Origin of the sequence: Mesorhizobium sp. ESP7-2 (genome assembly GCF_020164715.1) — a bacterium.
Lineage (GTDB): Bacteria > Pseudomonadota > Alphaproteobacteria > Rhizobiales > Rhizobiaceae > Mesorhizobium.
This window is the reverse complement of the sequence record NZ_JAIUGQ010000001.1, coordinates 367,225-387,639: the sequence shown is the minus strand read 5'-3', so window position 1 is coordinate 387,639 and position 20,415 is coordinate 367,225. Positions and strand designations below refer to the sequence as shown.

Annotated in this window: 23 protein-coding genes; 10 read left to right on the top strand and 13 right to left on the bottom strand. The window is 62.8% G+C overall.

The window, feature by feature from the left end:
• Positions 1 to 98 precede the first annotated feature (98 nt).
• Together clpX and clpP are read right to left on the bottom strand one after the other, a co-directional pair.
• On the bottom strand, positions 99 to 1,373 hold the full coding sequence (gene clpX / locus LB543_RS02040; RefSeq protein ID WP_023759839.1) for an ATP-dependent Clp protease ATP-binding subunit ClpX: 1,275 nt from the start codon (positions 1,371 to 1,373) through the stop codon (positions 99 to 101).
• A gap of 294 nt (positions 1,374 to 1,667) precedes the next feature.
• Entirely contained in the window at positions 1,668 to 2,297 is a 630-nt protein-coding gene (gene clpP, locus LB543_RS02035; protein WP_140809241.1) for an ATP-dependent Clp endopeptidase proteolytic subunit ClpP, read from the bottom strand.
• 335 nt (positions 2,298 to 2,632) lie between these two features.
• Here clpP and LB543_RS02030 point away from each other — a divergent pair, with 335 nt between their 5' ends.
• Positions 2,633 to 3,226 (top strand): hypothetical protein, encoded by a 594-nt coding sequence (locus LB543_RS02030; RefSeq protein ID WP_224612721.1) that lies wholly within the window; start codon positions 2,633 to 2,635, stop codon positions 3,224 to 3,226.
• 2 nt (positions 3,227 to 3,228) lie between these two features.
• On the opposite strand, the gene LB543_RS02025 is transcribed toward LB543_RS02030, so the two are convergent.
• Positions 3,229 to 4,332: an NAD(P)/FAD-dependent oxidoreductase gene (locus tag LB543_RS02025; RefSeq protein WP_224612720.1), complete on the bottom strand. Its 1,104-nt coding sequence runs from the start codon at positions 4,330 to 4,332 to the stop codon at positions 3,229 to 3,231.
• Between the two features lie 104 nt (positions 4,333 to 4,436).
• On the opposite strand from LB543_RS02025, the gene LB543_RS02020 reads away from it, so the two are divergent.
• Positions 4,437 to 5,687, top strand: a complete 1,251-nt coding sequence (locus LB543_RS02020) for a cytochrome P450 (RefSeq protein WP_224612718.1) — start codon at positions 4,437 to 4,439, stop codon at positions 5,685 to 5,687.
• A gap of 129 nt (positions 5,688 to 5,816) precedes the next feature.
• Here the strand turns inward: LB543_RS02020 and LB543_RS02015 are convergent, their stop codons facing one another.
• The 6 genes from LB543_RS02015 to LB543_RS01990 form a co-directional block, all read right to left on the bottom strand.
• Positions 5,817 to 6,161, bottom strand: a complete 345-nt coding sequence (locus LB543_RS02015) for a cupin domain-containing protein (RefSeq protein WP_224612716.1) — start codon at positions 6,159 to 6,161, stop codon at positions 5,817 to 5,819.
• 6 nt (positions 6,162 to 6,167) lie between these two features.
• Positions 6,168 to 7,448, bottom strand: coding sequence for an O-acetylhomoserine aminocarboxypropyltransferase (locus tag LB543_RS02010; protein WP_140755300.1), 1,281 nt, complete (start codon positions 7,446 to 7,448; stop codon positions 6,168 to 6,170).
• A gap of 156 nt (positions 7,449 to 7,604) precedes the next feature.
• Positions 7,605 to 8,126, bottom strand: coding sequence for a CoA-binding protein (locus LB543_RS02005; RefSeq protein WP_224612706.1), 522 nt, complete (start codon positions 8,124 to 8,126; stop codon positions 7,605 to 7,607).
• Entirely contained in the window at positions 8,123 to 8,905 is a 783-nt protein-coding gene (locus LB543_RS02000; protein WP_140809227.1) for an AAA family ATPase, read from the bottom strand. Before LB543_RS02000 ends, LB543_RS02005 begins: the two co-directional genes overlap by 4 nt.
• Positions 8,905 to 9,327 carry a VOC family protein gene (locus tag LB543_RS01995; RefSeq protein ID WP_224612704.1) on the bottom strand — a complete coding sequence of 141 codons (423 nt, stop codon included), beginning with the start codon at positions 9,325 to 9,327 and terminating at the stop codon, positions 8,905 to 8,907. The genes LB543_RS02000 and LB543_RS01995 overlap by 1 nt, the downstream gene beginning before the upstream one ends.
• A gap of 10 nt (positions 9,328 to 9,337) precedes the next feature.
• On the bottom strand, positions 9,338 to 10,162 hold the full coding sequence (locus tag LB543_RS01990) for an enoyl-CoA hydratase (protein WP_224612702.1): 825 nt from the start codon (positions 10,160 to 10,162) through the stop codon (positions 9,338 to 9,340).
• 147 nt (positions 10,163 to 10,309) lie between these two features.
• On the opposite strand from LB543_RS01990, the gene LB543_RS01985 reads away from it, so the two are divergent.
• The 3 genes from LB543_RS01985 (at position 10,310) to rpsI (ending at position 11,937) form a co-directional block, all read left to right on the top strand.
• On the top strand, positions 10,310 to 10,774 hold the full coding sequence (locus LB543_RS01985; RefSeq protein WP_224612699.1) for a PaaI family thioesterase: 465 nt from the start codon (positions 10,310 to 10,312) through the stop codon (positions 10,772 to 10,774).
• A gap of 214 nt (positions 10,775 to 10,988) precedes the next feature.
• Entirely contained in the window at positions 10,989 to 11,453 is a 465-nt protein-coding gene (gene rplM / locus LB543_RS01980) for a 50S ribosomal protein L13 (protein WP_010915638.1), read from the top strand.
• Between the two features lies 1 nt (position 11,454).
• Positions 11,455 to 11,937 (top strand): 30S ribosomal protein S9, encoded by a 483-nt coding sequence (gene rpsI / locus LB543_RS01975; RefSeq protein ID WP_010915637.1) that lies wholly within the window; start codon positions 11,455 to 11,457, stop codon positions 11,935 to 11,937.
• A 112-nt stretch (positions 11,938 to 12,049) separates the two neighbouring features.
• On the opposite strand, the gene LB543_RS01970 is transcribed toward rpsI, so the two are convergent.
• A complete protein-coding gene (locus LB543_RS01970) occupies positions 12,050 to 13,108 on the bottom strand; it encodes a glycerophosphodiester phosphodiesterase family protein (protein WP_224612697.1) in 1,059 nt (352 codons plus the stop codon).
• A gap of 174 nt (positions 13,109 to 13,282) precedes the next feature.
• Positions 13,283 to 14,491 (bottom strand): acyltransferase family protein, encoded by a 1,209-nt coding sequence (locus LB543_RS01965; protein WP_224612695.1) that lies wholly within the window; start codon positions 14,489 to 14,491, stop codon positions 13,283 to 13,285.
• A 123-nt stretch (positions 14,492 to 14,614) separates the two neighbouring features.
• Here LB543_RS01965 and speB point away from each other — a divergent pair, with 123 nt between their 5' ends.
• The 4 genes from speB to LB543_RS01945 all read left to right on the top strand — a co-directional run bounded on the left by speB (position 14,615) and on the right by LB543_RS01945 (position 17,824).
• The gene (speB, locus tag LB543_RS01960; protein ID WP_224612692.1) at positions 14,615 to 15,622 is read left to right on the top strand and encodes an agmatinase; all 1,008 of its coding nucleotides are present in this window, start codon (positions 14,615 to 14,617) and stop codon (positions 15,620 to 15,622) included.
• 30 nt (positions 15,623 to 15,652) lie between these two features.
• A complete protein-coding gene (gene argC, locus LB543_RS01955; protein WP_224612690.1) occupies positions 15,653 to 16,579 on the top strand; it encodes an N-acetyl-gamma-glutamyl-phosphate reductase in 927 nt (308 codons plus the stop codon).
• Positions 16,576 to 17,418: an aminoglycoside phosphotransferase family protein gene (locus LB543_RS01950; protein ID WP_224612688.1), complete on the top strand. Its 843-nt coding sequence runs from the start codon at positions 16,576 to 16,578 to the stop codon at positions 17,416 to 17,418. The genes argC and LB543_RS01950 overlap by 4 nt, the downstream gene beginning before the upstream one ends.
• Positions 17,419 to 17,500: 82 nt before the next feature.
• Positions 17,501 to 17,824 carry a hypothetical protein gene (locus LB543_RS01945; RefSeq protein WP_224612686.1) on the top strand — a complete coding sequence of 108 codons (324 nt, stop codon included), beginning with the start codon at positions 17,501 to 17,503 and terminating at the stop codon, positions 17,822 to 17,824.
• A gap of 10 nt (positions 17,825 to 17,834) precedes the next feature.
• Here LB543_RS01945 and LB543_RS01940 read toward each other — a convergent pair whose 3' ends face one another.
• Complete coding sequence (locus LB543_RS01940; RefSeq protein WP_224612684.1) at positions 17,835 to 18,926, bottom strand: COX15/CtaA family protein; 1,092 nt, start codon at positions 18,924 to 18,926, stop codon at positions 17,835 to 17,837.
• A 153-nt stretch (positions 18,927 to 19,079) separates the two neighbouring features.
• Between LB543_RS01940 and LB543_RS01935 the strand changes: the two genes are divergently transcribed.
• Positions 19,080 to 19,295 carry a DUF2842 domain-containing protein gene (locus tag LB543_RS01935; protein WP_027143610.1) on the top strand — a complete coding sequence of 72 codons (216 nt, stop codon included), beginning with the start codon at positions 19,080 to 19,082 and terminating at the stop codon, positions 19,293 to 19,295.
• Positions 19,296 to 19,316: 21 nt separating this feature from the next.
• On the opposite strand, the gene LB543_RS01930 is transcribed toward LB543_RS01935, so the two are convergent.
• Positions 19,317 to 20,375 carry a polysaccharide deacetylase family protein gene (locus LB543_RS01930; protein WP_224612682.1) on the bottom strand — a complete coding sequence of 353 codons (1,059 nt, stop codon included), beginning with the start codon at positions 20,373 to 20,375 and terminating at the stop codon, positions 19,317 to 19,319.
• Between the last annotated feature and the right edge of the window lie 40 nt (positions 20,376 to 20,415).

Genomic DNA, 20,415 nt, shown 5'->3' with positions numbered 1-20,415 from the left:
GTCCGCAATCCATTCCATCGCGAAGGTGTGCCGGTTCCTCACAGCAAAACGGCGCCGCAAGGGCGCCGTTCCACAAAAATATAGGGCCAAGTGCCATATCAGGCGCTGACATTGCCCTTCTTTTCCTTCTGTTCGGAATAGATGTAGAGCGGCCGGGCGCTGCCGGTCACCACTTCTTCCGAAATCACCACCTCGCGCACGCCTTCGAGCGCGGGCAGTTCGAACATCGTGTCGAGCAGGATCGCTTCCATGATCGAACGCAGGCCGCGCGCACCGGTCTTGCGCTCGATGGCGCGCTTGGCGATCGCCGAAAGCGCGTTCTCGTGGAAGGTCAGGTCGACATTTTCCATCTCGAACAGGCGCTGATACTGCTTGACCAACGCGTTCTTCGGTTCGGTCAGGATCTGGATCAATGCCGGCTCGTCGAGATCCTCCAGCGTCGCCAGGACCGGCAGACGACCGACGAACTCCGGAATGAGGCCGAATTTCAACAGATCCTCGGGCTCGACCAGGCGGAAAACGTCACCCGTGCGGCGATCCTCCGGCGACGCGACGATTGCGCCAAAACCGATCGATGTCTTCCTGCCGCGGTCCGAGATGATCTTGTCCAGCCCGGCGAAGGCACCGCCGCAGATGAACAGGATGTTGGCGGTGTCGACCTGCAGGAACTCCTGCTGCGGGTGCTTGCGGCCGCCCTGCGGCGGGACGGAGGCGACCGTGCCTTCCATGATCTTGAGCAGCGCTTGCTGCACGCCCTCGCCCGACACGTCGCGGGTGATCGAGGGATTGTCGGACTTGCGCGAAATCTTGTCGATTTCGTCGATGTAGACGATCCCGCGCTGGGCGCGCTCGACATTGTAGTCGGCCGACTGCAACAACTTCAGGATGATGTTCTCGACGTCCTCGCCGACATAACCGGCCTCGGTCAGCGTCGTGGCGTCCGCCATGGTGAAGGGCACGTCGATGATGCGGGCCAGCGTCTGCGCCAGCAGCGTCTTGCCGCAGCCGGTCGGGCCGATCAGCAGGATGTTGGACTTGGCCAACTCCACATCGTTGTTCTTGCCGGCATGCGCGAGGCGCTTGTAATGGTTGTGGACCGCCACCGACAGCACGCGCTTGGCGTAGGGCTGACCGATGACGTAGTCGTCGAGAACCTTGAGGATCTCCTGCGGGGTCGGCACGCCCTCGCGCGACTTCACCATCGAGGTCTTGTTCTCCTCGCGGATGATGTCCATGCACAGCTCGACGCACTCGTCGCAGATGAACACCGTTGGGCCGGCGATCAGCTTGCGCACCTCATGCTGGCTTTTGCCGCAAAACGAGCAATAGAGCGTGTTCTTGGAATCACCGCTGTTGTTGCCGACCTTGCTCATTTCATGTCCTTTCATGGCCGCCCGCCGATGGTCTGGCTGAAAGGGCGCATACTCTATTTATCGCGGGAATCCGCCGCCGCCAGTCTTCCGGCTCCCGCAACGTATTCCATACGAAACACAAATCAGAAAACGTGGCAATGATTCGCAGCTTCCCCACGCAAAGCTAAGCCGTCGAAAATCAACATAGCCTTAACGTAGGCAATCCCGACCTCCGAGGGAACAGCCAATTGTGGCCGAAATGACGCAAGACGCGCCAAAAGCGCGTGATGGTGCCATCCAACTGCCAACCAGCCTTTATGCCAACGCTCCCTCGGCCGCCTCGCGCGACGAAATGACCTTGTCGATCAGGCCGAAATCCTTGGCCTCGTCGGCGGTCATGAAATGGTCGCGGTCGAGCGTCTTCTCGATCTCTTCATAGCTCTTGCCGGTGTGCTTGACATAGACCTCGTTGAGGCGACGCTTCAGCTTGATGATGTCCTGGGCGTGACGCTCAATATCGGACGCCTGGCCCTGGAAGCCACCGGACGGCTGGTGAACCATGATACGGGCGTTCGGCGTGGCAAAGCGCATGTCCTTGTGGCCGGCGGTCAGCAGCAGCGAGCCCATCGAGGCCGCCTGGCCGATGCACAGCGTCGACACGGCCGGCTTGATGAACTGCATGGTGTCGTAGATCGCCATACCGGAGGTGACGACGCCGCCCGGCGAATTGATGTAGAGGTTGATTTCCTTCTTCGGGTTCTCGGCTTCGAGGAACAGGAGCTGCGCGCAGACCAGCGTCGCCATGCCGTCCTCGACCGGACCGGTGATGAAAATGATGCGCTCCTTGAGGAGGCGCGAGAAAATGTCGTAGGCCCGCTCGCCGCGATTGGTCTGTTCGACCACCATCGGAACGAGGTTCATGTAGGTTTCGACGGGATTCTTCATCAGTTATCTCTTCTCGCGGTGGGATTTCCGGCGCCGGACAGGCTGGCAGTTCGGGCAGAATCGGTTCTGGATCGTCAAGATGTAAATAGGATGCCGGCTCATCCTTGTGCAAGGCCGACCCGTCCTAGCCATCTGGGTAAGTCGAATCAAGCTTCCGGGCAAGGATTAGCAGCAGCTGATGCCACGCCGCCCCGAAATACCGAGCCTGCCCCCGCCAGGTAGCAGTTTCTTAACCTCGTCACTTAACGAAATGCGCCGAAGCCGCTTTTCTCCGCAATGGCTTCCCCTACAATTCAACGTTGAACTTGTGCCTGCAGTTCAAACGGGGGAGTGCCATGTCCGGGAAAACCGCATGCTTCACCATTGCCGGGCTGACCCTGCTCGGCTCGATTTCGCAAACGGCGGCAGGCGGCCGCGCCGTCGAATGCTACGAGCCCGTCCGCACACCGGCCGTTTACGACACCGTCTACGAAGACGTCATGGTCAGCCCTCCCGGCCAGCAGATCGTCGACTATGACCCGCCGATCTACGGCACCCGCGGGCGCGTGGTGATGACCGTGCCGGCACAGGTTAGGTACGAAGTGGTCCCGGCAATCACCCGGACAGTCTACCACACCGTCAGGGTCGATGGCGGCGGCTATTCCTGGGAATGGCGCGTCATCCATGGCCACCGGGTGCTGTGCAAGGTTTGGCACAAGGCACGCTACGAAAGCGTCGCCGAGACGGTGGTGATCCAGCCGGAGCGCACGCGGCGTGTCGTCATTCCGGCGCAATATGACAGCATCGCCGAGGAGGTGCTGGTGCGGCCCGAGCAAAGGCGCGTCATCGATGTTCCCGCCTCCTACCGGACCGTCCCGCGCCGCGTTCTGGTGCGCGAAGGCTCATCCGGCTGGCGGCGCGTACATATTCCGAGGCATTGCCAGGATTGAGCTTAGGCCACCTCGGCCCGTAGCCAGGCCTTGAGGCCGGTGACATCGCCGTCGCCGATGGCTTTGGCCACACGGCGCCCCACTGCCGCGCCAAATTTGTAGCCGTGGCCGGAACAGGCCGAGACGACCAGGCACTTGCCTGTCTCATGCACCAGGAATTTCTCGTCCTCGGTGAAGGTGTAGGCGCAGGTGACCACTTCGGTCACCTTGTACTCCTCGATGCGGGCGATCGGCGGCGAAAACAGGTTGCGGATCGCCTCGCCCTCGCCGGGCACAGGCTCGCGGTTCCAGTCGGCATCGCTGGTCGGCACCTTGTGCAGGCCCGAGCCGAATTTCATTCCGGCGCCGCGGGTTAGCGGGATCATATAGCCATCGGTCTTGCCGCCGACATCGAGAATGACGGGCGCGGCCTCCCATGCGGCCTCGAGATCGGCCGGGGGCTCGACATAGGCGAGCGCGGTGCGAAAAGTCTTCAATTCGCCGCCGAGCTCGGGGAATAGCTTCAGCACCCAGGCGCCAGCGGCAACGACGATGCGGTCTGCCTGCATCGTCTCGCCGCTTTCCAGCACGATATGGCCGGCCTCTGCATCGATCTCCGTCACCTTGCTGTGCTCGTAGACGTTGGCGCCGTTGGCGCGCAGCCATCTGGCCAGCCCGACCGCGATCTTGCGGCAATGCAGCGCGCCGCCTTCGGGCGAAAAATAGGCGTAGCGGAACGAGCCGGTCTCAAGGAACGGCCAGCGCTCGACGGCTGCGTCCGGCTCCAGCAATTCGAAAGGGAAATTGCCCTCTTCCAGACCCTCGCGGTATTCCTCCGCCTCATCGCCGGGCTCGCGCGAAACGCAGACGAATCCCCTGGGATCGAGGTGGTTCTCGCCGAGATCGGCCCACATCTCGTCCCAGGCCTCGTAGGCTTCGGTGATCAGCCGCCCATAGCCGGTTCCAGCGCGGTAGGCACGGCGGATGATGCGGTGATGGTCGCCCGATGCCGCCAGCGGATTGGGGATCGGCCCCTGCTCGACGATCGAGACGGCGTGGCCTGCCTTGACCAGCGACCACGCCGTGGAGAGACCGGCGATACCCGCGCCGACGACGATCACATTCATCCGTTCAGACCTTCCGCAACCCTGCTGGCTGGCTCAATGCATCAGGCTGCCGAACGCAACATACGGTCTGGAACCGGGCTGGCAAGCCGCGCTATGGGTCTGGCATGACCAAATCGACGCTCCCGTATCTGGCCTTTGATCCAGCCACACGCCGGCTGAGGCTCGACCCGCGCGAACCGGCTTTCTTCATGAACCCGTACGAGGCCTACGGCCTCCTGCATGACGCATCGAATGCATTTTTCTGGGAAGAGTTCGGCTTCTGGTGTTTTGGCGGCTTCGGCGATGTCAACAGACTGCTGCGCGACCGCCGTTTCGGCCGCCAGAACCCTGCCGGCATCCCAGACAGCCACGGTGTCGGCCAGGACAGGACCCATCTCGAGGCGTTCGACGGCATCGAAGCCAACTCGATGCTGGAACTGGAGCCGCCGGTGCACACGCGGCTGAGGACACTGGTCAACCGTGCCTTCGTCTCGCGTCAGGTCGAACGGTTGCGGCCGCGTGTCGAGGCACTCGCCAACGAATTGATCGATCGTTTCGAACCTGGCAAGGCCTTTGACCTCCTGCCGGCCTTCGCCTCCCCGCTGCCGATCACCATCATCGCCGAAATGCTCGGCGTGCCGGTGGAGATGGGGCCGCAACTACTCGACTGGTCGCATCAGATGGTCGCCATGTACATCCATGGCCGCACCCGCGAGACCGAGGAGACGGCCAATGGCGCGGCACGCGAATTTTCCGATTTCCTGCGCGGCTACGTCACCGAGCGGCGCAAGAAGCCGGCCGATGATCTGCTGTCGCTGCTGATCTCGGCGCAGGAAGACGGACAGAAATTGTCCGAGGACGAACTGGTCTCCTCTGCCATCCTGTTGCTCAATGCCGGCCATGAAGCAACCGTGCACCAGACCGGCAATGCCGTCCATTCCATCCTGGCACAAGGCGGCGACCCGCGCCGCTTCTTCACCTCCCCCGAAACGACGGCAGCGACGGTCGAGGAATGCCTGCGCCTCGACGCGCCGCTGCATATGTTCATGCGCTATGCCTATGAGGAGATCGAAATCGCGCCCGGCATCGTCGTGCGGCCGGGCCAGACGATAGGGCTCTTGCTTGGCATGGCCAATCATGATCCGCACGCCTTCGCCGAACCGCAGGCTTTCCGGCCGGAGCGCATCGACCAGAAGAATGTGTCTTTCGGCGCCGGTATCCATTTCTGCATCGGCGCGCCGCTCGCCCGCCTCGAACTGCAGGTTTCGCTGAAGACTTTGTTCGAGCGGCACCCACAACTGCATCTTGCCGAACAGCCCCGCTTCCGCGACACTTACCACTTCCATGGGCTGGAGGCGCTCTCCGTGCGGTTCTGACCATAGTGGGCTGGGGCTTGCGATGAGATTGTTTTCGAGAGGCGCGATCGCGCTCGCCGTGGCGATTCGGCTCGGCAGCATGGCTGGCGCCATGGCCCAGCAGCCAGAGAATATCCGGCAGCAAGATGATCAAAGCTTGATCACATACTCCTTGCGAGTCGTTTCAAGCACTTCCCAGCTTCCCTTGAAGCCCGGCCGCAGCACGAAGCTGTCGCCGGCCTTGACGGTGCGCGCTTCCCCACCCTCTTCCGCGATCACCGAGACGCCTGAGAGAATGTGGCAGAATTCCCATTCGTCATAGACGATGCGCCATTTGCCAGGGGTCGATTCCCAGATGCCGGCATAGAGACCGCCGTCACGCTCCTCGACGTTCCAGGTGCGGAATTTCGGATCGCCCGAGATCAGGCGATCCGGCGCGGGCGCGCCGGATTCGGGCTCGACGCTTTTGGTGTCGACGGAAAGAAACGCGGTCATATCAGGTCAGACCTTAGCGAGCGCCTGTTCGAGGTCAGCGACGATGTCGGTGACGTCCTCGATACCGATGGACAGTCGCACCGTATCCGGCCCGGCACCGGCCTTGACCTTCTGCTCGTCGGAAAGCTGGCGGTGCGTGGTCGACGCCGGGTGGATGACCAGCGACTTGGTGTCGCCGACATTGGCCAGGTGCGAGAAGAGTTCGAGTGCCTCGACGAACTTGATGCCCGCCTCGTAGCCGCCCTTGAGGCCGAAGGTGAACACGGCGCCGGCGCCTTCAGGCGAGTATTTCTTCTGCAACGCATTGTTCTTGTCGCTGGGCAGGCCGGGATAATTCACCCAGGCGACCTTGGGATGGTTGGACAGCCAGCCGGCGACCGTGATCGCATTGTCGCAGTGCCGCTGCATGCGCAGCGGCAAGGTTTCGAGACCGGTCAGGATGAGGAAAGCGTTGAACGGCGAGATCGCCGGACCGAGATCGCGCAGGCCGAGCACACGGGCGGCTATGGCGAAAGCGAAATTGCCGAAGGTTTCGTGCAGCACGAGGCCGCCATATTCGGGGCGCGGTTCCGACAGCATCGGGTACTTGCCCGATTTCGACCAGTCGAAGGTGCCGCCGTCGACAATGACGCCGCCGATCGAATTGCCATGGCCGCCCATGAACTTGGTCAGCGAATGCACGACGATGTCGGCGCCGTGCTCGATCGGGCGGATGAGGTAGGGCGAGGCCAGCGTGTTGTCGACGATCAATGGAAGGCCATGCTTGCGGGCGATGTCGCCGATCTTCTCGATATCGACGAAGGTGCCGCCCGGATTGGCCAGGCTCTCGATGAAGATCGCCTTGGTCCTGTCGTCGATCTGGTTCTCGAAGGTCGAGAGATCATTGGTGTCGGCCCAGCGCACCTCCCAGCCATAATTCTTGAAGGCATGGCCGAACTGGTTGATCGAACCACCGTAAAGCTTGTTGGCGGCGACGAAATTGTCGCCGGGCTGCATCAGATTGTGGAAAACGATGACCTGCGCGGCATGGCCGGATGCAACCGCAAGCGCAGCCGTGCCGCCTTCGAGGGCCGCCACGCGCTCTTCGAGCACTGCCTGGGTCGGGTTCATGATGCGGGTGTAGATGTTGCCGAACGCCTTCAGCCCGAACAGCGAGGCGGCGTGGTCGGCGTCATCGAAGACGAAGGAGGTCGTCTGGTAGATCGGCGTGGCGCGCGCGCCGGTGGCCGGATCTGGCTTGGCGCCGGCATGGACGGCGAGCGTGTTGAAACCGGGTGTACGGGTCACTGAAACCTCCCTTTGAAACTTCTCAATTCGCCGGGCATTCTTGGCGAAGCGCGGCCTGGAATGCAAAGAAGAAAATTCCGTTCGGCGTTGATCCTTCGATCACACCGCAGGATAATGCGGCATTCCGCGGAATAATTTTGCGCCTCTGGGTTGCGCCTATTTCTGACGTACGCCAAAACTCTGAAAGCCTTGGCGCATCAGCGGCTTCTTGGACGACAGTACGCCGGAATTCACACCGGTCCAGCCGATCTCGCCGGAGAGCTTGCCATATTCGATCTTGGGGCAGCGGTTCATCACCACCTTGATGCCCGCCGCCTCGGCGCGTGCGGCCGCCTCGTCATGACGCACGCCAAGCTGCATCCAGATGACTTTCGGCAACGGATCGAGCTGCAACACTTCGTCGACGATGCCGGGAACCGCCGTGGCATTGCGGAAAATGTCGACCATGTCGATCGGCTCCGGTATGTTGGCCAGCCTGGCATAGGTCATTCGGCCGAGGATTTCCTTGCCGGCCTGGCCGGGATTGATCGGGAACACCGAAAACCCCTTGGCCAGCAGGTATTTCAGCACGAAATAGCTCGGCCTGACGTCATTCGCCGACGCGCCGACCATGGCGATCGTCTTCACCGAATTGAGGATACCGCCGATATAGGCATTGTCGTAGCTGTCGTGATTCATGTCTCGTCCTCATACAACGCCTCAGCGAGAAAACCATCCGGGTCATTGCTGAAATCGCGCAGCATGCGGAAATGGTCCGTATCACGAAAGTCGGCGGGCTCGAGCCCGAAGCGGCTGATGCGGAACAGCCGCGCATCGGGACAGGCCATCAGCAGCGGCGAATGGGTCGCCATGATCACCTGCGCGGTGCCCGATTGATCCATGCGCCGCAGCATCTTCAGCAGTTCGATCTGGCGCGTCGGTGAAAGGGCGCTTTCGGGCTCGTCGAGAATATAGATGCCTTGCCTGCGGCAGCGCTCCTCGAAGAAGCGGATGAAGCCTTCGCCGTGCGACCAGGACAGGAAATCCGGCGGCGGTGGCTTGAACGGGTCCTCCTGCGCGGCCTGGTCGAGGTAGCGGGCCACCGAGTAGAAGGATTCGGCGCGAAAGAACCAGCCAGCGGTGACTTTTGGCAACCAGTGGCCACGGAATGTGTTCGCCAGCGCCGCTCCACTCTTGTCGATGGCACTGGAGTGGTCGACCGGTCGATAGCCCTTGCCGCCGCCGGCTTCGTCATAGCCGGCCAGCGCGCCGATTGCCTCGAGCAGCGTGGATTTACCGGTGCCGTTCTCGCCGACGATGATGGTGATGGGCGTGGTGAATTCGAGTTCGAACTCGTGGCCGCGAAACAGCGGCAGGTTCCAGGGATATTTTTCCCAGTCCGCCACGCGCTCGGGGTCGAGCAGGATGCGCTTGAGATACGGTGCCTTGAGCCGTGTCAGCTGCTTGCGATAAGCCATCAATCAGGCAGCGAAATCGTGCCGTCGTCCGCGATCGGGAAGGCCGGATTGTGCGCCACTTCCCAGACATGCCCATCCGCATCGGCGAAATAGCCGTACCAGCCGCCCCAGAAGGCGCGGCCGGCCGGCTTGACGATCCTTCCGCCGGCCTTTTCAGCCATGGCGAGCACCTCGTCGACTTCGGCATCGGAGCGGGTGTTGTAGGCGAGATAGACGGCCGAGGGCGCCTTGGCGAAGGTGATGCCCGAATCCTGCTCGGCGCTGGCGCGCGGGAACAGGCCGAGGATGGCGCCGCCCATCTGGAAGAAGGCGACACCGTCGGTGATGCCCACGTGGCGCTTCAGACCCATCGCCTCATAGAAACGCACGGCGCGATCCAGATTATCGGTGGCGATGGTAATGATGGAGACGCGGGGTTCCATGATCGTCGTCCTATTCGTCCGTCCATTCCGGCTTGCGCTTGCCTATGAAAGCGCCAATGCCCTCTCCCGCGTCTCGCGCCAGCATGTTCTCGACCATGACGCGGCCGGTATAGGCATAAGCATCCGCCAAGCCCATCTCGGCCTGCGCGTAAAAGGCCTCCTTGCCGGTCTTCACCACCAAGGAGGATTTTGAAGCAATGGTTTGCGCGTATTTGGTGACAATCTGATTCAGGTACTCGCGCGGCACGACGCGGTTCACGAGGCCGAATTCCTTCGCCGTTGCCGCGTCGATCGTCTCGCCGGTCAAGAGCATCTCCATCGCCTGCTTGCGCGAGACGTTGCGTGACAGCGCCACCATCGGCGTCGAACAGAACAGGCCGATATTGACGCCCGGCGTGCAGAAGGTCGCCTCATGCGAGGCGATCGCAAGGTCGCAACTGGCGACCAGTTGCAGGCCGGCGGCAGTCGCCAGGCCGTCCACCTCGGCGATGACAGGCAGGGGATGGCGCACGATCGTCTGCATCAGCGTGGCGCAAGCGGCAAACGTCTCTTCGAAGAAGGCCTTGCCGCGATCGGTGTCGGCGCGCCGCGCGGTCATTTCCTTGAGGTCGTGGCCGGCGCAAAACACCTTGCCGGCCGCCGACAGCACGATGACGCGAACGGCTTTGTCGGCCTTGGCGCGGTCGAGTTCCGCCGTCAGCGCCGCCATCACAGCCAGCGACAGGGCGTTGGCCGGCGGATTGGTGAGCGTCAGGCGCAGCACTCCCTTATCCAGCCTTGTCGTAACCGGACCCTCGTCGGCGGCAGCAGGCTTGATGGCAAGGATTTCGGCCATGGCTAGGTCTCCGAGTTTCCGCTGGCAGAGTATCTAATATCGGATCGGGTTTCGTCCAACACCCATCGCTTGCGCCAGGGCAATGTATATGTTGCCAGAAACGCCCGGCTGCGCCCATACAGGCTTGGCGCAGAACGAGAGACCGACATGCCCGCCCATAGCAACCTCAAGCCGGTGCTGACCGCAGCGCAGATCAATGTGTTGATGGAGGCCGTCTTTCCCCAACTCAACGAGAGTGCCGCCACCTATGAGGCGATCGACGTGTTTCCAGGGGGCTGCATCGTGCGGCTCAATGCCGGCGAGCGGCATTTGCGTCCCGGCGGCACGGTGTCAGGCCCTGCCCTGTTCACGCTGGCCGACATCGGCGGCTATGTCTGCGTGCTCAGCCATGCCGGGCCGGATGCGCTCTCGGTCACCACCAACCTCAACATCAACTTCGTGCGCAAGGCCGAGGCCGGGCCGATTGACGGCCATTGCCGCATCCTGAAGCTGGGAAAGAGCCTGATGGTGTTCGACATCGACATCGTCGCCGGCCCGGATGGACACACGATCGCGCACGCCACGGGTACCTACTCGATCCCGCCGATGCGCGCTGCTGATGTGGTAAAATAATACCTTTTATCCAACGTATTGTTTTTACAGGATTTTCTGCGCTACAAGACTTTCCCGCTGCCTTGACGCGATCCCTCCGCTCGCCTATAAGCCCCCACGAAGCAGCGGCCCGCAAAGGCCGCCGTTTTGTTATTGGCAGGGGACAAGTGTCTTTAGCCAATTCAAGCAACAAGAAACGCCTTCCCCGTGAAGGTCAAAACCGAGAGCAGAAAACATGACAACCTTTTCGCAGAAGCCTGCGGATGTGGTGAAGAAGTGGATCCTGATCGACGCCGAGGGTCTCGTCGTCGGCCGTCTTGCCACAGTCATCGCCAATCATCTTCGCGGCAAGCACAAGCCGACCTTCACCCCGCATGTCGACGACGGCGATAATGTCATCGTCATCAATGCCGACAAGGTGGTGTTCACCGGCAAGAAGTTCACCGACAAGGTCTATTACTGGCACACCGGCCACCCCGGCGGCATCAAGGAGCGCACCGCGCGCCAGCTGCTCGAGGGCCGTTTCCCCGAGCGTGTCGTCGAGAAGGCCGTTGAGCGCATGGTTCCGCGTGGTCCGCTCGGCCGTCGCCAGATGAAGAACCTGCGCGTCTATGCAGGTGCCGAGCATCCGCATGTCGCCCAGCAGCCAGAAGTCCTCGACGTGGCCAAGCTGAATTCCAAGAACAAGAAGGTCGCATAAGATGGCTGAGCTTTCCTCGCTCGCAGAACTGGGCGCCGCCACCGGCAACACCAACACGCAGGCCGCGGCCCCCGTCCACGTCCAGAAGCTCGACAAGTCGGGCCGCGCCTATGCCACCGGCAAGCGCAAGAACGCCATCGCGCGCGTCTGGGTGAAGCCGGGTTCCGGCAAGATCGTCGTCAACGACAAGGAATTCGCGACCTATTTCGCGCGTCCGGTCCTGCAGATGATCCTCAACCAGCCGATCATCGCCTCCAACCGTTCGGGCCAGTACGACATCGTCGCCACGGTCGTCGGCGGCGGCCTCTCCGGCCAGGCCGGCGCGGTGCGTCACGGCATCTCCAAGGCGCTGACCTACTACGAGCCGGCGCTACGCGCCGTGCTCAAGAAGGGCGGCTTCCTGACCCGCGACAGCCGCGTCGTCGAGCGCAAGAAGTACGGCAAGGCCAAGGCCCGTCGTTCCTTCCAGTTCTCGAAGCGCTGAGCGTTTCGAACTCCGATATCGAAGGCCGCCTCCGGGCGGCCTTCGCTTTTGGGACAGCGCCCTACCGGGCAACTCTCACGAGAGAGGAGATCGGCAGCCTCTGCCGCCACTCCTAATTGATGCTGGCTGTATGCGCCGGTTCTGTCGGCCGCTTCTCGTCGGCATAAGGCACGCGATAGCCGTTTGCCGCCAGCCAGTCGATCGCCGCCTTAGGTTCGTCGGTCTGGATGATGGTGGCGCCGCGATCGGCCCAGAAACCCCAGGCTTCGCGCGGCAGGCTGGCCTGGACCGCCAGTTCGTCGCCACGGCCGCCGGCGAGGAAGCCGCCCGGCTTGTTGACGATGGCATAGGTGTCCGCCCAGATATGCCAGTCGCCCTTCACCGCCTCGGCGCGCATGCGGGTGCTGAACAGCGGCCCGCCGGTTTCGGTCAGTGTCTCGGCGCCAGCCCGCCAGTTGATCAGCTCGATCGCGCGCGGCGCGAAGGCGTGGTCGACCATCGAGGCGAAGCCGGCATCATGCACCGCGTCATCGGCGATGATCGGCATGAACTGGAAGCCACCGCCTGTCGCTGCCATGGCGGCTTTCACCGTGGTGATCCTGTTCTGGTTCCACAGGTTTTCCTTGACGATGACTTGCTCGGCCATACCGAGGTCGCGCGCCACCGCGATCATGCCCGGGAGGTCGCCGACTTCGAGCTTGTTGTCGAGATTGATGAGGATTCTGTCCCTTGTCGTCATCAGCATCTCGCGCAACGTCGAGACAGGCTCGTTGGTGACGGCATGGGTGCCCTCGATCACCAGCCGGCATCTCTTCAGCTCGGCCAGCGTGTAACTGACGACCTCGCCCTTGCAGGTTGTCGTGCGGTCGAGCCAGCTGTCGTGCATGACGATGAACGCGCCGTCCTTCGAGCGCCGGATGTCGACCTCGACGATTTCGGCGCCGATCGCGATCGAGCCTTCCACGGCGGCCAGTGAATTTTCCGCATAGAGCGTCTTGCCGGCCTGCATGCTGCCGGCGCGATGGGCAGCCACCATGACATGCTCGCGCCACTGGTTGGCATGTTCGAAACGGTCGAGGATCTGGCTGGCGCGGGTTTCGCCGGCCAAGGCCTGGCCGGAGGCGACCGCCAGCGCGGTGGAAAGCAGAAGGCTCAGCCAGATCGTCCGCATCGAGAATCGCTCCTTGCCGGATCGAGCCGGGGATAGGCGACATCAGTGACATCCAGGTGAACGAAGCCGGCTAAAGCGCGTCGCGTCGAAACGGATTCAGGCACCCCTAGGGGCGCACTCCAAACCGAGATCACCTTTGGGCGACATGCATCAGCGGTTGGCCGGCGATATCGGTCAGATGCGCTTCGACAGTCGGCGGAACCACGCCATTGCGGGCATTTCGACCAGACGCCATGTGGCCCAAGACACGGCGATGGTGGCGGCGAGCATGACGACGATCGCCACAGTCCCCGTCCAGCCGGCGCCAAAGCCGGTGGCGGGATCGCCACGCAGTACGATGTCGCCAATCAAGCCGAGGCCGAGTTTGCGCTCGACGAGCCCGGCGACATTGATCAGGCGCGCCTGGACGAAGATGTGGACCATGTAGATCGAATAGGACAGCGCACCGAGCGTCAGCATGAACGGTGTCCTGAGCAACGCGCTGATCCAGCCGCCTTCATGGGCGAAGAGGAACAGCGCCAGGGCGAACACCAGGGGCGCGGCAATGCCGGCGTCGTTGTCGCCCGCCAGCGAGACAAAAAGACCGATGACGGCCACCATGACGATTTCGGCAAGAGTCCAGCTCATCCGCGGGCCGTTTGCGAGCAGAACCTGTCGCGCCCCTGCAATGGAATCATGCTGAAACCAGGCCAACAGGGCGCCGAGCGAGAAGCCGTAGAGGCAGCGGATGAAGCCGAAATCGTAGGACACATCCATATGACGCATGGAGAAGCCGAGCAGGAACAGCGGCGCGGTGACGGCGGGGGCGACAAACCATATCCAGGCGCGCGCGCCGGCGATGAAGACCACGCCGGCAAACAGGAGATAGGCAAAAAACTCGGCCGAAATGCTCCAGCTTGGCGCGTTCCACGTCAACCGATCCTCGAAGCCGACACCTTGCAGCAAAAGGAGATTGGCAGCCAAGCTCTCGAGGTCGAAGCCGCCGGTGAAGGGAGCAGCCCCCGTGCCATGCAATTGCGGGAGCACCAACCGCAACAGCTCGAAGGCGGCAAAGGCACCAAGCATGACCAGATGCAGCGGGTAGATGCGGCCGAAACGGACCAGCGCAAAGCGGGCGACCTCTTCCGGTCGGCCCAGCCGATTGGCATAGCTGGAGGCGATGACGAAGCCGGAAAGGACGAAGAAGAAGTCGACGAAAAGATAGGCCGAACCGATAAAGCTGCTCTGCGAGATCGCCGAGGCGGTCGGAAAATGAAACAGCGCCACCAGCAACGCGCAGATGCCGCGCCACGAATCGAGAACCTGGAAGCGATCGCCGGCGATCGTGCCGGCGTGGGTCGACACCACGGCATCCGACGGATTAAGAAACGCGGTCTGCGTCATGATGATACAAATCCTGTCTTGCCGCGGCACCCGGGCGGCGCCGTTTCGTCTCCCCAGGCCGTGACTGGCATCTTCCATGCCGGTTCTGTAGTTGTTGCACCCCGATGAAAACGAGGACCAGTAATGGCGACCAAGAACATCGACCATGCCTTCACCGCCCGCTCCAAAACGGGTGGCGCCCTCGAGCCGACCTATTCCGGCGCGCTGTCTTTCATGCGGCGCAAATACACCAAGGACGTGAAGGGCGCGGATGCGGTGGTGTGGGGCATTCCCTTCGACGCCGCCGTCACCAACCGGCCGGGCGCCCGGTTTGGGCCGCAGGCGATCCGCCGCGCCTCCGCGATCCTCGATAACGACCCGCAATACCCGTTCTCGCGCGATCTGTTCGAGCACCTCGCCGTGGTCGATTACGGCGACTGCCTGCTCGACTCGGGCAACCATCAGAAGACGCCCGGCACGATCGAGCGCGAAGCGTCCAAGATCCTGAAATCGGGCGCTTTCCTGCTGACGCTCGGCGGCGACCATTTCGTCACCTGGCCGCTGCTCAAGGCGCATGCCGCCATCCACGGGCCGCTCGCCTTGGTGCAGTTCGACGCCCACCAGGACACATGGCCCGATGACGGCAAGCGCATCGACCATGGGTCCTTCGTCGGCCGCGCGGTCAAGGAAGGCATCATCGATCCCGATCGCTCGATCCAGATCGGCATCCGCACCCATGCGCCCGACACGTTCGGCATCAAGATCCTGCATGGTTATGAAATCGAGGAAATGCGCGCCTCCGATATCGCCTATGCCATCGTCGACCGCACCGGGGGCAAGAAGACCTATCTGACCTTCGACATCGACTGCCTCGATCCGGCCTATGCCCCGGGAACCGGCACGCCGGTTTCGGGCGGCCCATCCTCGGCGAAGATCCTGTCGACGCTGCGTCAGCTCAATCAGGTCGATATTGTCGGCGCCGATGTCGTGGAGGTTGCGCCGGCCTACGATCACGCCGATATAACGGCGATCGCCGGTTCGATGGTGGCCATGCAGTATCTCGGCCTGCTGGCGGAACGAAAGGCGCGGCTCGAGGAACTGAACAACGGCAACCACAATGGCGCCGCGGTCAATCAGGGCAACGGCATATAGTTTTGAGATATCAGGGAATTTGATCAGGCAATGAAACCGAAAATCTTCATCGACGGCGAACACGGCACCACCGGCCTCCAGATCCGGGCGCTGCTTGCCGAGCGCGGCGATCTGGAGATCATTTCCATTCCGGTCGAGCGCCGCAAGGAAACGGCCCCGCGCGCCGAATTCCTCAACGCCGCCGACATCGCGATCCTGTGCTTGCCCGACGATGCAGCCAAGGAAAGCGTCTCGCTGATCACCAACGACACCACCAAGGTCATCGATGCGTCGACCGCGCATCGCGTGGCCGAAGGCTGGGAATATGGCTTCGCCGAGTTGGACAAGGAGCAGGCCAAGAAGATCGCCACGGCCAGGCGCGTCGCCAATCCCGGCTGCTGGCCGCAGGGGCCGATCGCGACGCTCAGGCCACTGGTCACCGCAGGTCTGCTGCCGGCCAATTTCCCGATCGCGGTCAACGGCATTACGGGGTATTCGGGCGGCGGGCGCCCGATGATAGAAGACTACGTCGCCAAGGGCGAGGACGCCTCGGAGTTCCTGCCTTATGGCCTGACCCTGCAGCACAAGCACGTGCCGGAATTGAAGGCGTATGCGAAGTTGTCGCATGATCCGATCATGCAGCCGGCGGTGGGCAATTTCGCGCAAGGCATGATCACGGTCGTGCCGTTGCAACTCGCTGGCCTCGACCGCGTACCGACTGGTGCCGAACTTCACGCCGCCATTGCGGACCATTTCGCTGCGATCGAGGGCGGTGTGGTCGAGGTGGCGCCTTACGCGCATCTGGAGCGTGTGCCGGACATCGATCCGGAGATCTACAACGGCACCAACCGCATGAAGGTCTATGTCTTCGCCAACGACAGCAGAGCCCAGGCGCTGCTGCTGGCGGTCTACGACAATCTCGGCAAGGGCGCCTCGGGTGCAGCCGTCCAGAACATGGACCTGATGCTCGGTCTGTGATGGACGCGCCAGCCTTCCCAGCGCGCTGGAGGGTCAGCGAACCCGAACTCATTGCCGAGACCTTTTCGAGCCGCATCTGGAAGGTGCGGCTCGAGGACGGCTCACCGGCCATCGTGAAGGCGCTGAAGCCGTTCGACGACGTTGCCGACGAGTTGCGCGGCGAGCATTTCCTTGCCTGGCGGCGCGGCGAAGGCACGGTGCGGCTTCTCGGCCGTGACGGGCATTCCATGCTGCTCGAATATGGCGGGGACACACTTCTGTCGCGGTTTCTCGACGAGCAAGGTGATAATGCAGCGACCGCCATCGCGGCGGATGTGATGGCGAAATTGTCTTCGCCATCCGAGCACCCCTACCCGCCCGAGCTTCAGCCGCTCAGGGAGCGGTTCGCCAGCCTTTTCAAGAAAGCCGCAACCGATCGCGGCATCGGCGATGACAGCCTCTATGTCGAGGCCGGCGCCATCGCGGATCGACTGCTGGCCAATCCGCATGACGTCAGGCCGCTGCATGGCGACCTGCATCACGAAAACATCCTGCAGGGACCGCGCGGCTGGCTGGCGATCGATCCGAAGGGCGTGCTCGGTGATCCCGGCTTCGATGCCGCCAACATGTTCTACAACCCACTCGACCGCGATGCACTTTGCCTCGCCCCGGAGCGGATCGCGCATATGGCCGAGGTCTTTGCCCGGGCGCAGGGACAATCACCGGCAGCGATACTGGACCATGCCATCGCCTATGGTTGCCTGTCCGCGGCCTGGCACCATGAGGACGACAATGCGGTCGAGGAGAACCGCGAATTGACGATTGCCGCGGCGATCCGGACGGTGCGAGCGCGTTTCTGATTCCGGGGAAGAGCCGAAGTAACGGCTTGTTCACCATGATCGGCTACAGACCGTGTCCTGGCTCCCTCCCCAAGGATTTGTCATGGTCGGCGCGATCTCGGGTTCCTCCCAGGCAACCCAATATTCCTCGTCCGTTTCCTCGAGCAATGCAGCCCAGGAGGCAGCGCTCGAAAAGCAGATCCAGGACCTGGAAGACCAGGCCAAGGCGATCACGGATGAGATCAAGGCAGCCCAGGTGCGGCAGGATATCGCCACCGCCCAGGCCAAGCTCGACGCACTGAGAGCCGCGGACGCCGACAAGGCTGCCAAGGCCGCTCAGAGCCAGTCGACGCCATCCGCCGCCGCATTGCGTCAGGCTGAATTCGATGGCGAGAAGACGACGCAGTCGAACGAATTCTGGATGTGATCGGCCGCACTCAGCGTCTCACGGCAACCTCGTTGGGCAAGGGATAGGCGCCCTTGGTGCCGCGCCAATGCGCGGCGGCAAAGCCCAGCACGACAAGCGCAAACGCCTGATGGGTCAGCGCCATATGCAGGGGCACCTTCATCAGCAGCGTACCGATACCGATCGAGGCCTGCACCAATACCAGAACGAACAACAGCGTCGCGCGTCGCGCATGCGTCGAGCCGGGCAGCCGCCGACGCGTGGCGATCATGTGCCAGAGCGCGACGGCGAAGACCGTGTAGGCGCCAAGTCGATGAACGAACTGCACCGTTTTCGGGTTCTCGAAGAAGTTGCGCCACGCCGGCTCGAGGATGAGCAGATCGCCGGGGATGATCCGGCCGTCCATCAGCGGCCAGGTGTTGTAGCTCATGCCGGCGTCGAGACCGGCGACCAGACCGCCGAGATAGATCTGGATCAGCGCCAGAAGCACAATGAAACCAGCCAGACGCTGCGTCGAGCGATCGACCGCGGATTCGGAATGCGGCGCCAGCCCGCGCGCGACGACCATGGTCGCGGTGAAGATCAGTGCCGCCAGCGTGAGGTGCGTGGCGAGCCTGTACTGGCTCACCGACACGCGGTCGACCAGGCCGGAGGCCACCATCCACCAGCCGATGGCGCCCTGCAGGCCGCCGAGAAGCAGAATGCCGACCAGTTTCGGCCCAAGGCCGCGCTCGATGCGGCGCGTCGCCCAGAAGACCAGCAGCGGCAAGGCAAAGACCAGGCCGACGCTGCGCGCCAGCAGGCGATGCGCCCATTCCCACCAGAAGATCGACTTGAACGCTTCGATGCTCATGCCCTTATTGAGTTCGGTGTATTGCGGGATCTGCTGATAGCGCTGGAATTCCTCCTGCCACTCGGCGTCGTTGAGCGGCGGGATGACGCCATGGATCGGCTGCCATTGGGTGATCGACAGGCCGGATTCGGTCAACCGCGTGGCGCCGCCAACCAGCACCAGCGCGAACAGCACCAGGAGCACGACATACAGCCAGCCGCGCACGAGAGCCCGGTTGTGCAGATCGCGGTCGCGGGCCTGATAGGGCGCGGCGGCAGTGATGGCGGCCATGAATATATCCCGACGGGTTGAATGTCGCGGATTGGTGAACCATCGCACTCCTGCTGGCAAGACCGGGCAGCGCGGCACGCCGTCGCGCCCGATGTCGTGGGTTGCGCGCGTCCCGCGTTCGGCCTAAGCGGTAGCCATCAACGAGACCGTACCATGCCCATTCGCCTGAAAAAGCTGATCGGAATGTTCCTGCTGTTGGCGCTGGTCATCATCTACGCGCTGGTCGCTTCGATCTTCGCGGTCGCCCGGTTGTCGGAATCGGGCGCGCTGGTGCAATTCCTGTTCTTCCTGCTCAGCGGTCTGCTCTGGGTGCTGCCGGCGATGGGCATCATCAAGTGGCTGATGCTGGAGCCACGAGCCAAGCGCTGAACCCGCCCCGTCAGCCGTACGTCAGACGGTGACGAGCATCTTGCCGGCATTGGCGAGCGGCGTCGTCACGCCCGACAGCATGGTGCGGATATGGGCGAGGCTCTGGTAGCGGCCATTGACCGAAATGCGCGGCAAGGCGTGCAGGAAGCCGGCATGTTCGGCGCGCAGCACGCCGTGGCGGGTGGTCACTGCGGAGGCATAGCCGGCGTCGCGCGCAAAGCCCACTTCACGGCAGCCAACGGCGCTGGCGTAACCATAGGGATAGGCGAAATGGCGCGGCTCCTCGCCTAGCCCGGTCCGAAGCATGTCCTTGACGGCGCCGATCTCGCGCCGCGCGTCGGCCTCGGAAAGCCGTTTCAGATTGCTGTGGTTGATCGTATGGGCGCCGATCGTCACCAGCGGATGCGCGGCGACGGTGCGGATCTCATCCCAGTTCATCAACGTGTGCAGGCGCGGGGCGTCCGCGTCGACGCCGTTCGAAGCGGCTAGCTCGCGCAGCACGGTCCGCAGGTCTTGCTCGCGGACCTCGGTGGTGAAATAGGCGTGCAGGCGGGCGATGGCCTGATGTTTCCTTGCCAGGGTCGCGCAATCGATCACCGTCGGGCCGTTCGATGTCGCCAGGGTCAGGCGATCGCAGGCATTGACGATGTCCTCGACCACATCCCACCAAAGGTGGGCGGTGCCATCGATCAGCCCGGGAGCGACATAGATGGTGAGCGGCGCGCCATGCTTCTCCAGCACCGGCAGAGCCTCCGTCATGTTGTCGCGATAGGCATCGTCGGCGGTGATGGTGGCGAACCTTCCGCCCTTGCCGCCTGCCTCGATGCGCTCCACGGCTTCGTCCATCGAGACGAAAGCATAGCCGTCCGCTCTCATGTCGGAGATCACGGCATCGAGGAAACTGGGTGCGATGTTGAGGTGCCGGTTGACGCTGTCGGGCTTTTCAGGCGTCGCCGTCACGCGGTGCAGCATCAGGATGGCCCCAATGCCGCCGACAAACGGCCTGGCCAGCGGTGCGAGGCCGGTATAGCGGGCGACGTTGAGCGCCAGTTTCCGGATTGCCTCCCCACCGTCGATCATTCATTCACCTTTTGCGCCTAGGCTATCCAAGCACGGAATA

Coding starts and splice junctions, on each gene's coding strand:
- clpX (WP_023759839.1), bottom strand. CDS start 1,373: ATGAGCAAGGTCGGCAACAACAGCGGTGATTCCAAGAACACGCTCTAT.
- clpP (WP_140809241.1), bottom strand. CDS start 2,297: ATGAAGAATCCCGTCGAAACCTACATGAACCTCGTTCCGATGGTGGTC.
- LB543_RS02030 (WP_224612721.1), top strand. CDS start 2,633: ATGTCCGGGAAAACCGCATGCTTCACCATTGCCGGGCTGACCCTGCTC.
- LB543_RS02025 (WP_224612720.1), bottom strand. CDS start 4,332: ATGAATGTGATCGTCGTCGGCGCGGGTATCGCCGGTCTCTCCACGGCG.
- LB543_RS02020 (WP_224612718.1), top strand. CDS start 4,437: ATGACCAAATCGACGCTCCCGTATCTGGCCTTTGATCCAGCCACACGC.
- LB543_RS02015 (WP_224612716.1), bottom strand. CDS start 6,161: ATGACCGCGTTTCTTTCCGTCGACACCAAAAGCGTCGAGCCCGAATCC.
- LB543_RS02005 (WP_224612706.1), bottom strand. CDS start 8,126: ATGAATCACGACAGCTACGACAATGCCTATATCGGCGGTATCCTCAAT.
- LB543_RS02000 (WP_140809227.1), bottom strand. CDS start 8,905: ATGGCTTATCGCAAGCAGCTGACACGGCTCAAGGCACCGTATCTCAAG.
- LB543_RS01995 (WP_224612704.1), bottom strand. CDS start 9,327: ATGGAACCCCGCGTCTCCATCATTACCATCGCCACCGATAATCTGGAT.
- LB543_RS01990 (WP_224612702.1), bottom strand. CDS start 10,162: ATGGCCGAAATCCTTGCCATCAAGCCTGCTGCCGCCGACGAGGGTCCG.
- LB543_RS01985 (WP_224612699.1), top strand. CDS start 10,310: ATGCCCGCCCATAGCAACCTCAAGCCGGTGCTGACCGCAGCGCAGATC.
- rplM (WP_010915638.1), top strand. CDS start 10,989: ATGACAACCTTTTCGCAGAAGCCTGCGGATGTGGTGAAGAAGTGGATC.
- rpsI (WP_010915637.1), top strand. CDS start 11,455: ATGGCTGAGCTTTCCTCGCTCGCAGAACTGGGCGCCGCCACCGGCAAC.
- LB543_RS01970 (WP_224612697.1), bottom strand. CDS start 13,108: ATGCGGACGATCTGGCTGAGCCTTCTGCTTTCCACCGCGCTGGCGGTC.
- LB543_RS01965 (WP_224612695.1), bottom strand. CDS start 14,491: ATGACGCAGACCGCGTTTCTTAATCCGTCGGATGCCGTGGTGTCGACC.
- speB (WP_224612692.1), top strand. CDS start 14,615: ATGGCGACCAAGAACATCGACCATGCCTTCACCGCCCGCTCCAAAACG.
- argC (WP_224612690.1), top strand. CDS start 15,653: ATGAAACCGAAAATCTTCATCGACGGCGAACACGGCACCACCGGCCTC.
- LB543_RS01945 (WP_224612686.1), top strand. CDS start 17,501: ATGGTCGGCGCGATCTCGGGTTCCTCCCAGGCAACCCAATATTCCTCG.
- LB543_RS01940 (WP_224612684.1), bottom strand. CDS start 18,926: ATGGCCGCCATCACTGCCGCCGCGCCCTATCAGGCCCGCGACCGCGAT.
- LB543_RS01935 (WP_027143610.1), top strand. CDS start 19,080: ATGCCCATTCGCCTGAAAAAGCTGATCGGAATGTTCCTGCTGTTGGCG.
- LB543_RS01930 (WP_224612682.1), bottom strand. CDS start 20,375: ATGATCGACGGTGGGGAGGCAATCCGGAAACTGGCGCTCAACGTCGCC.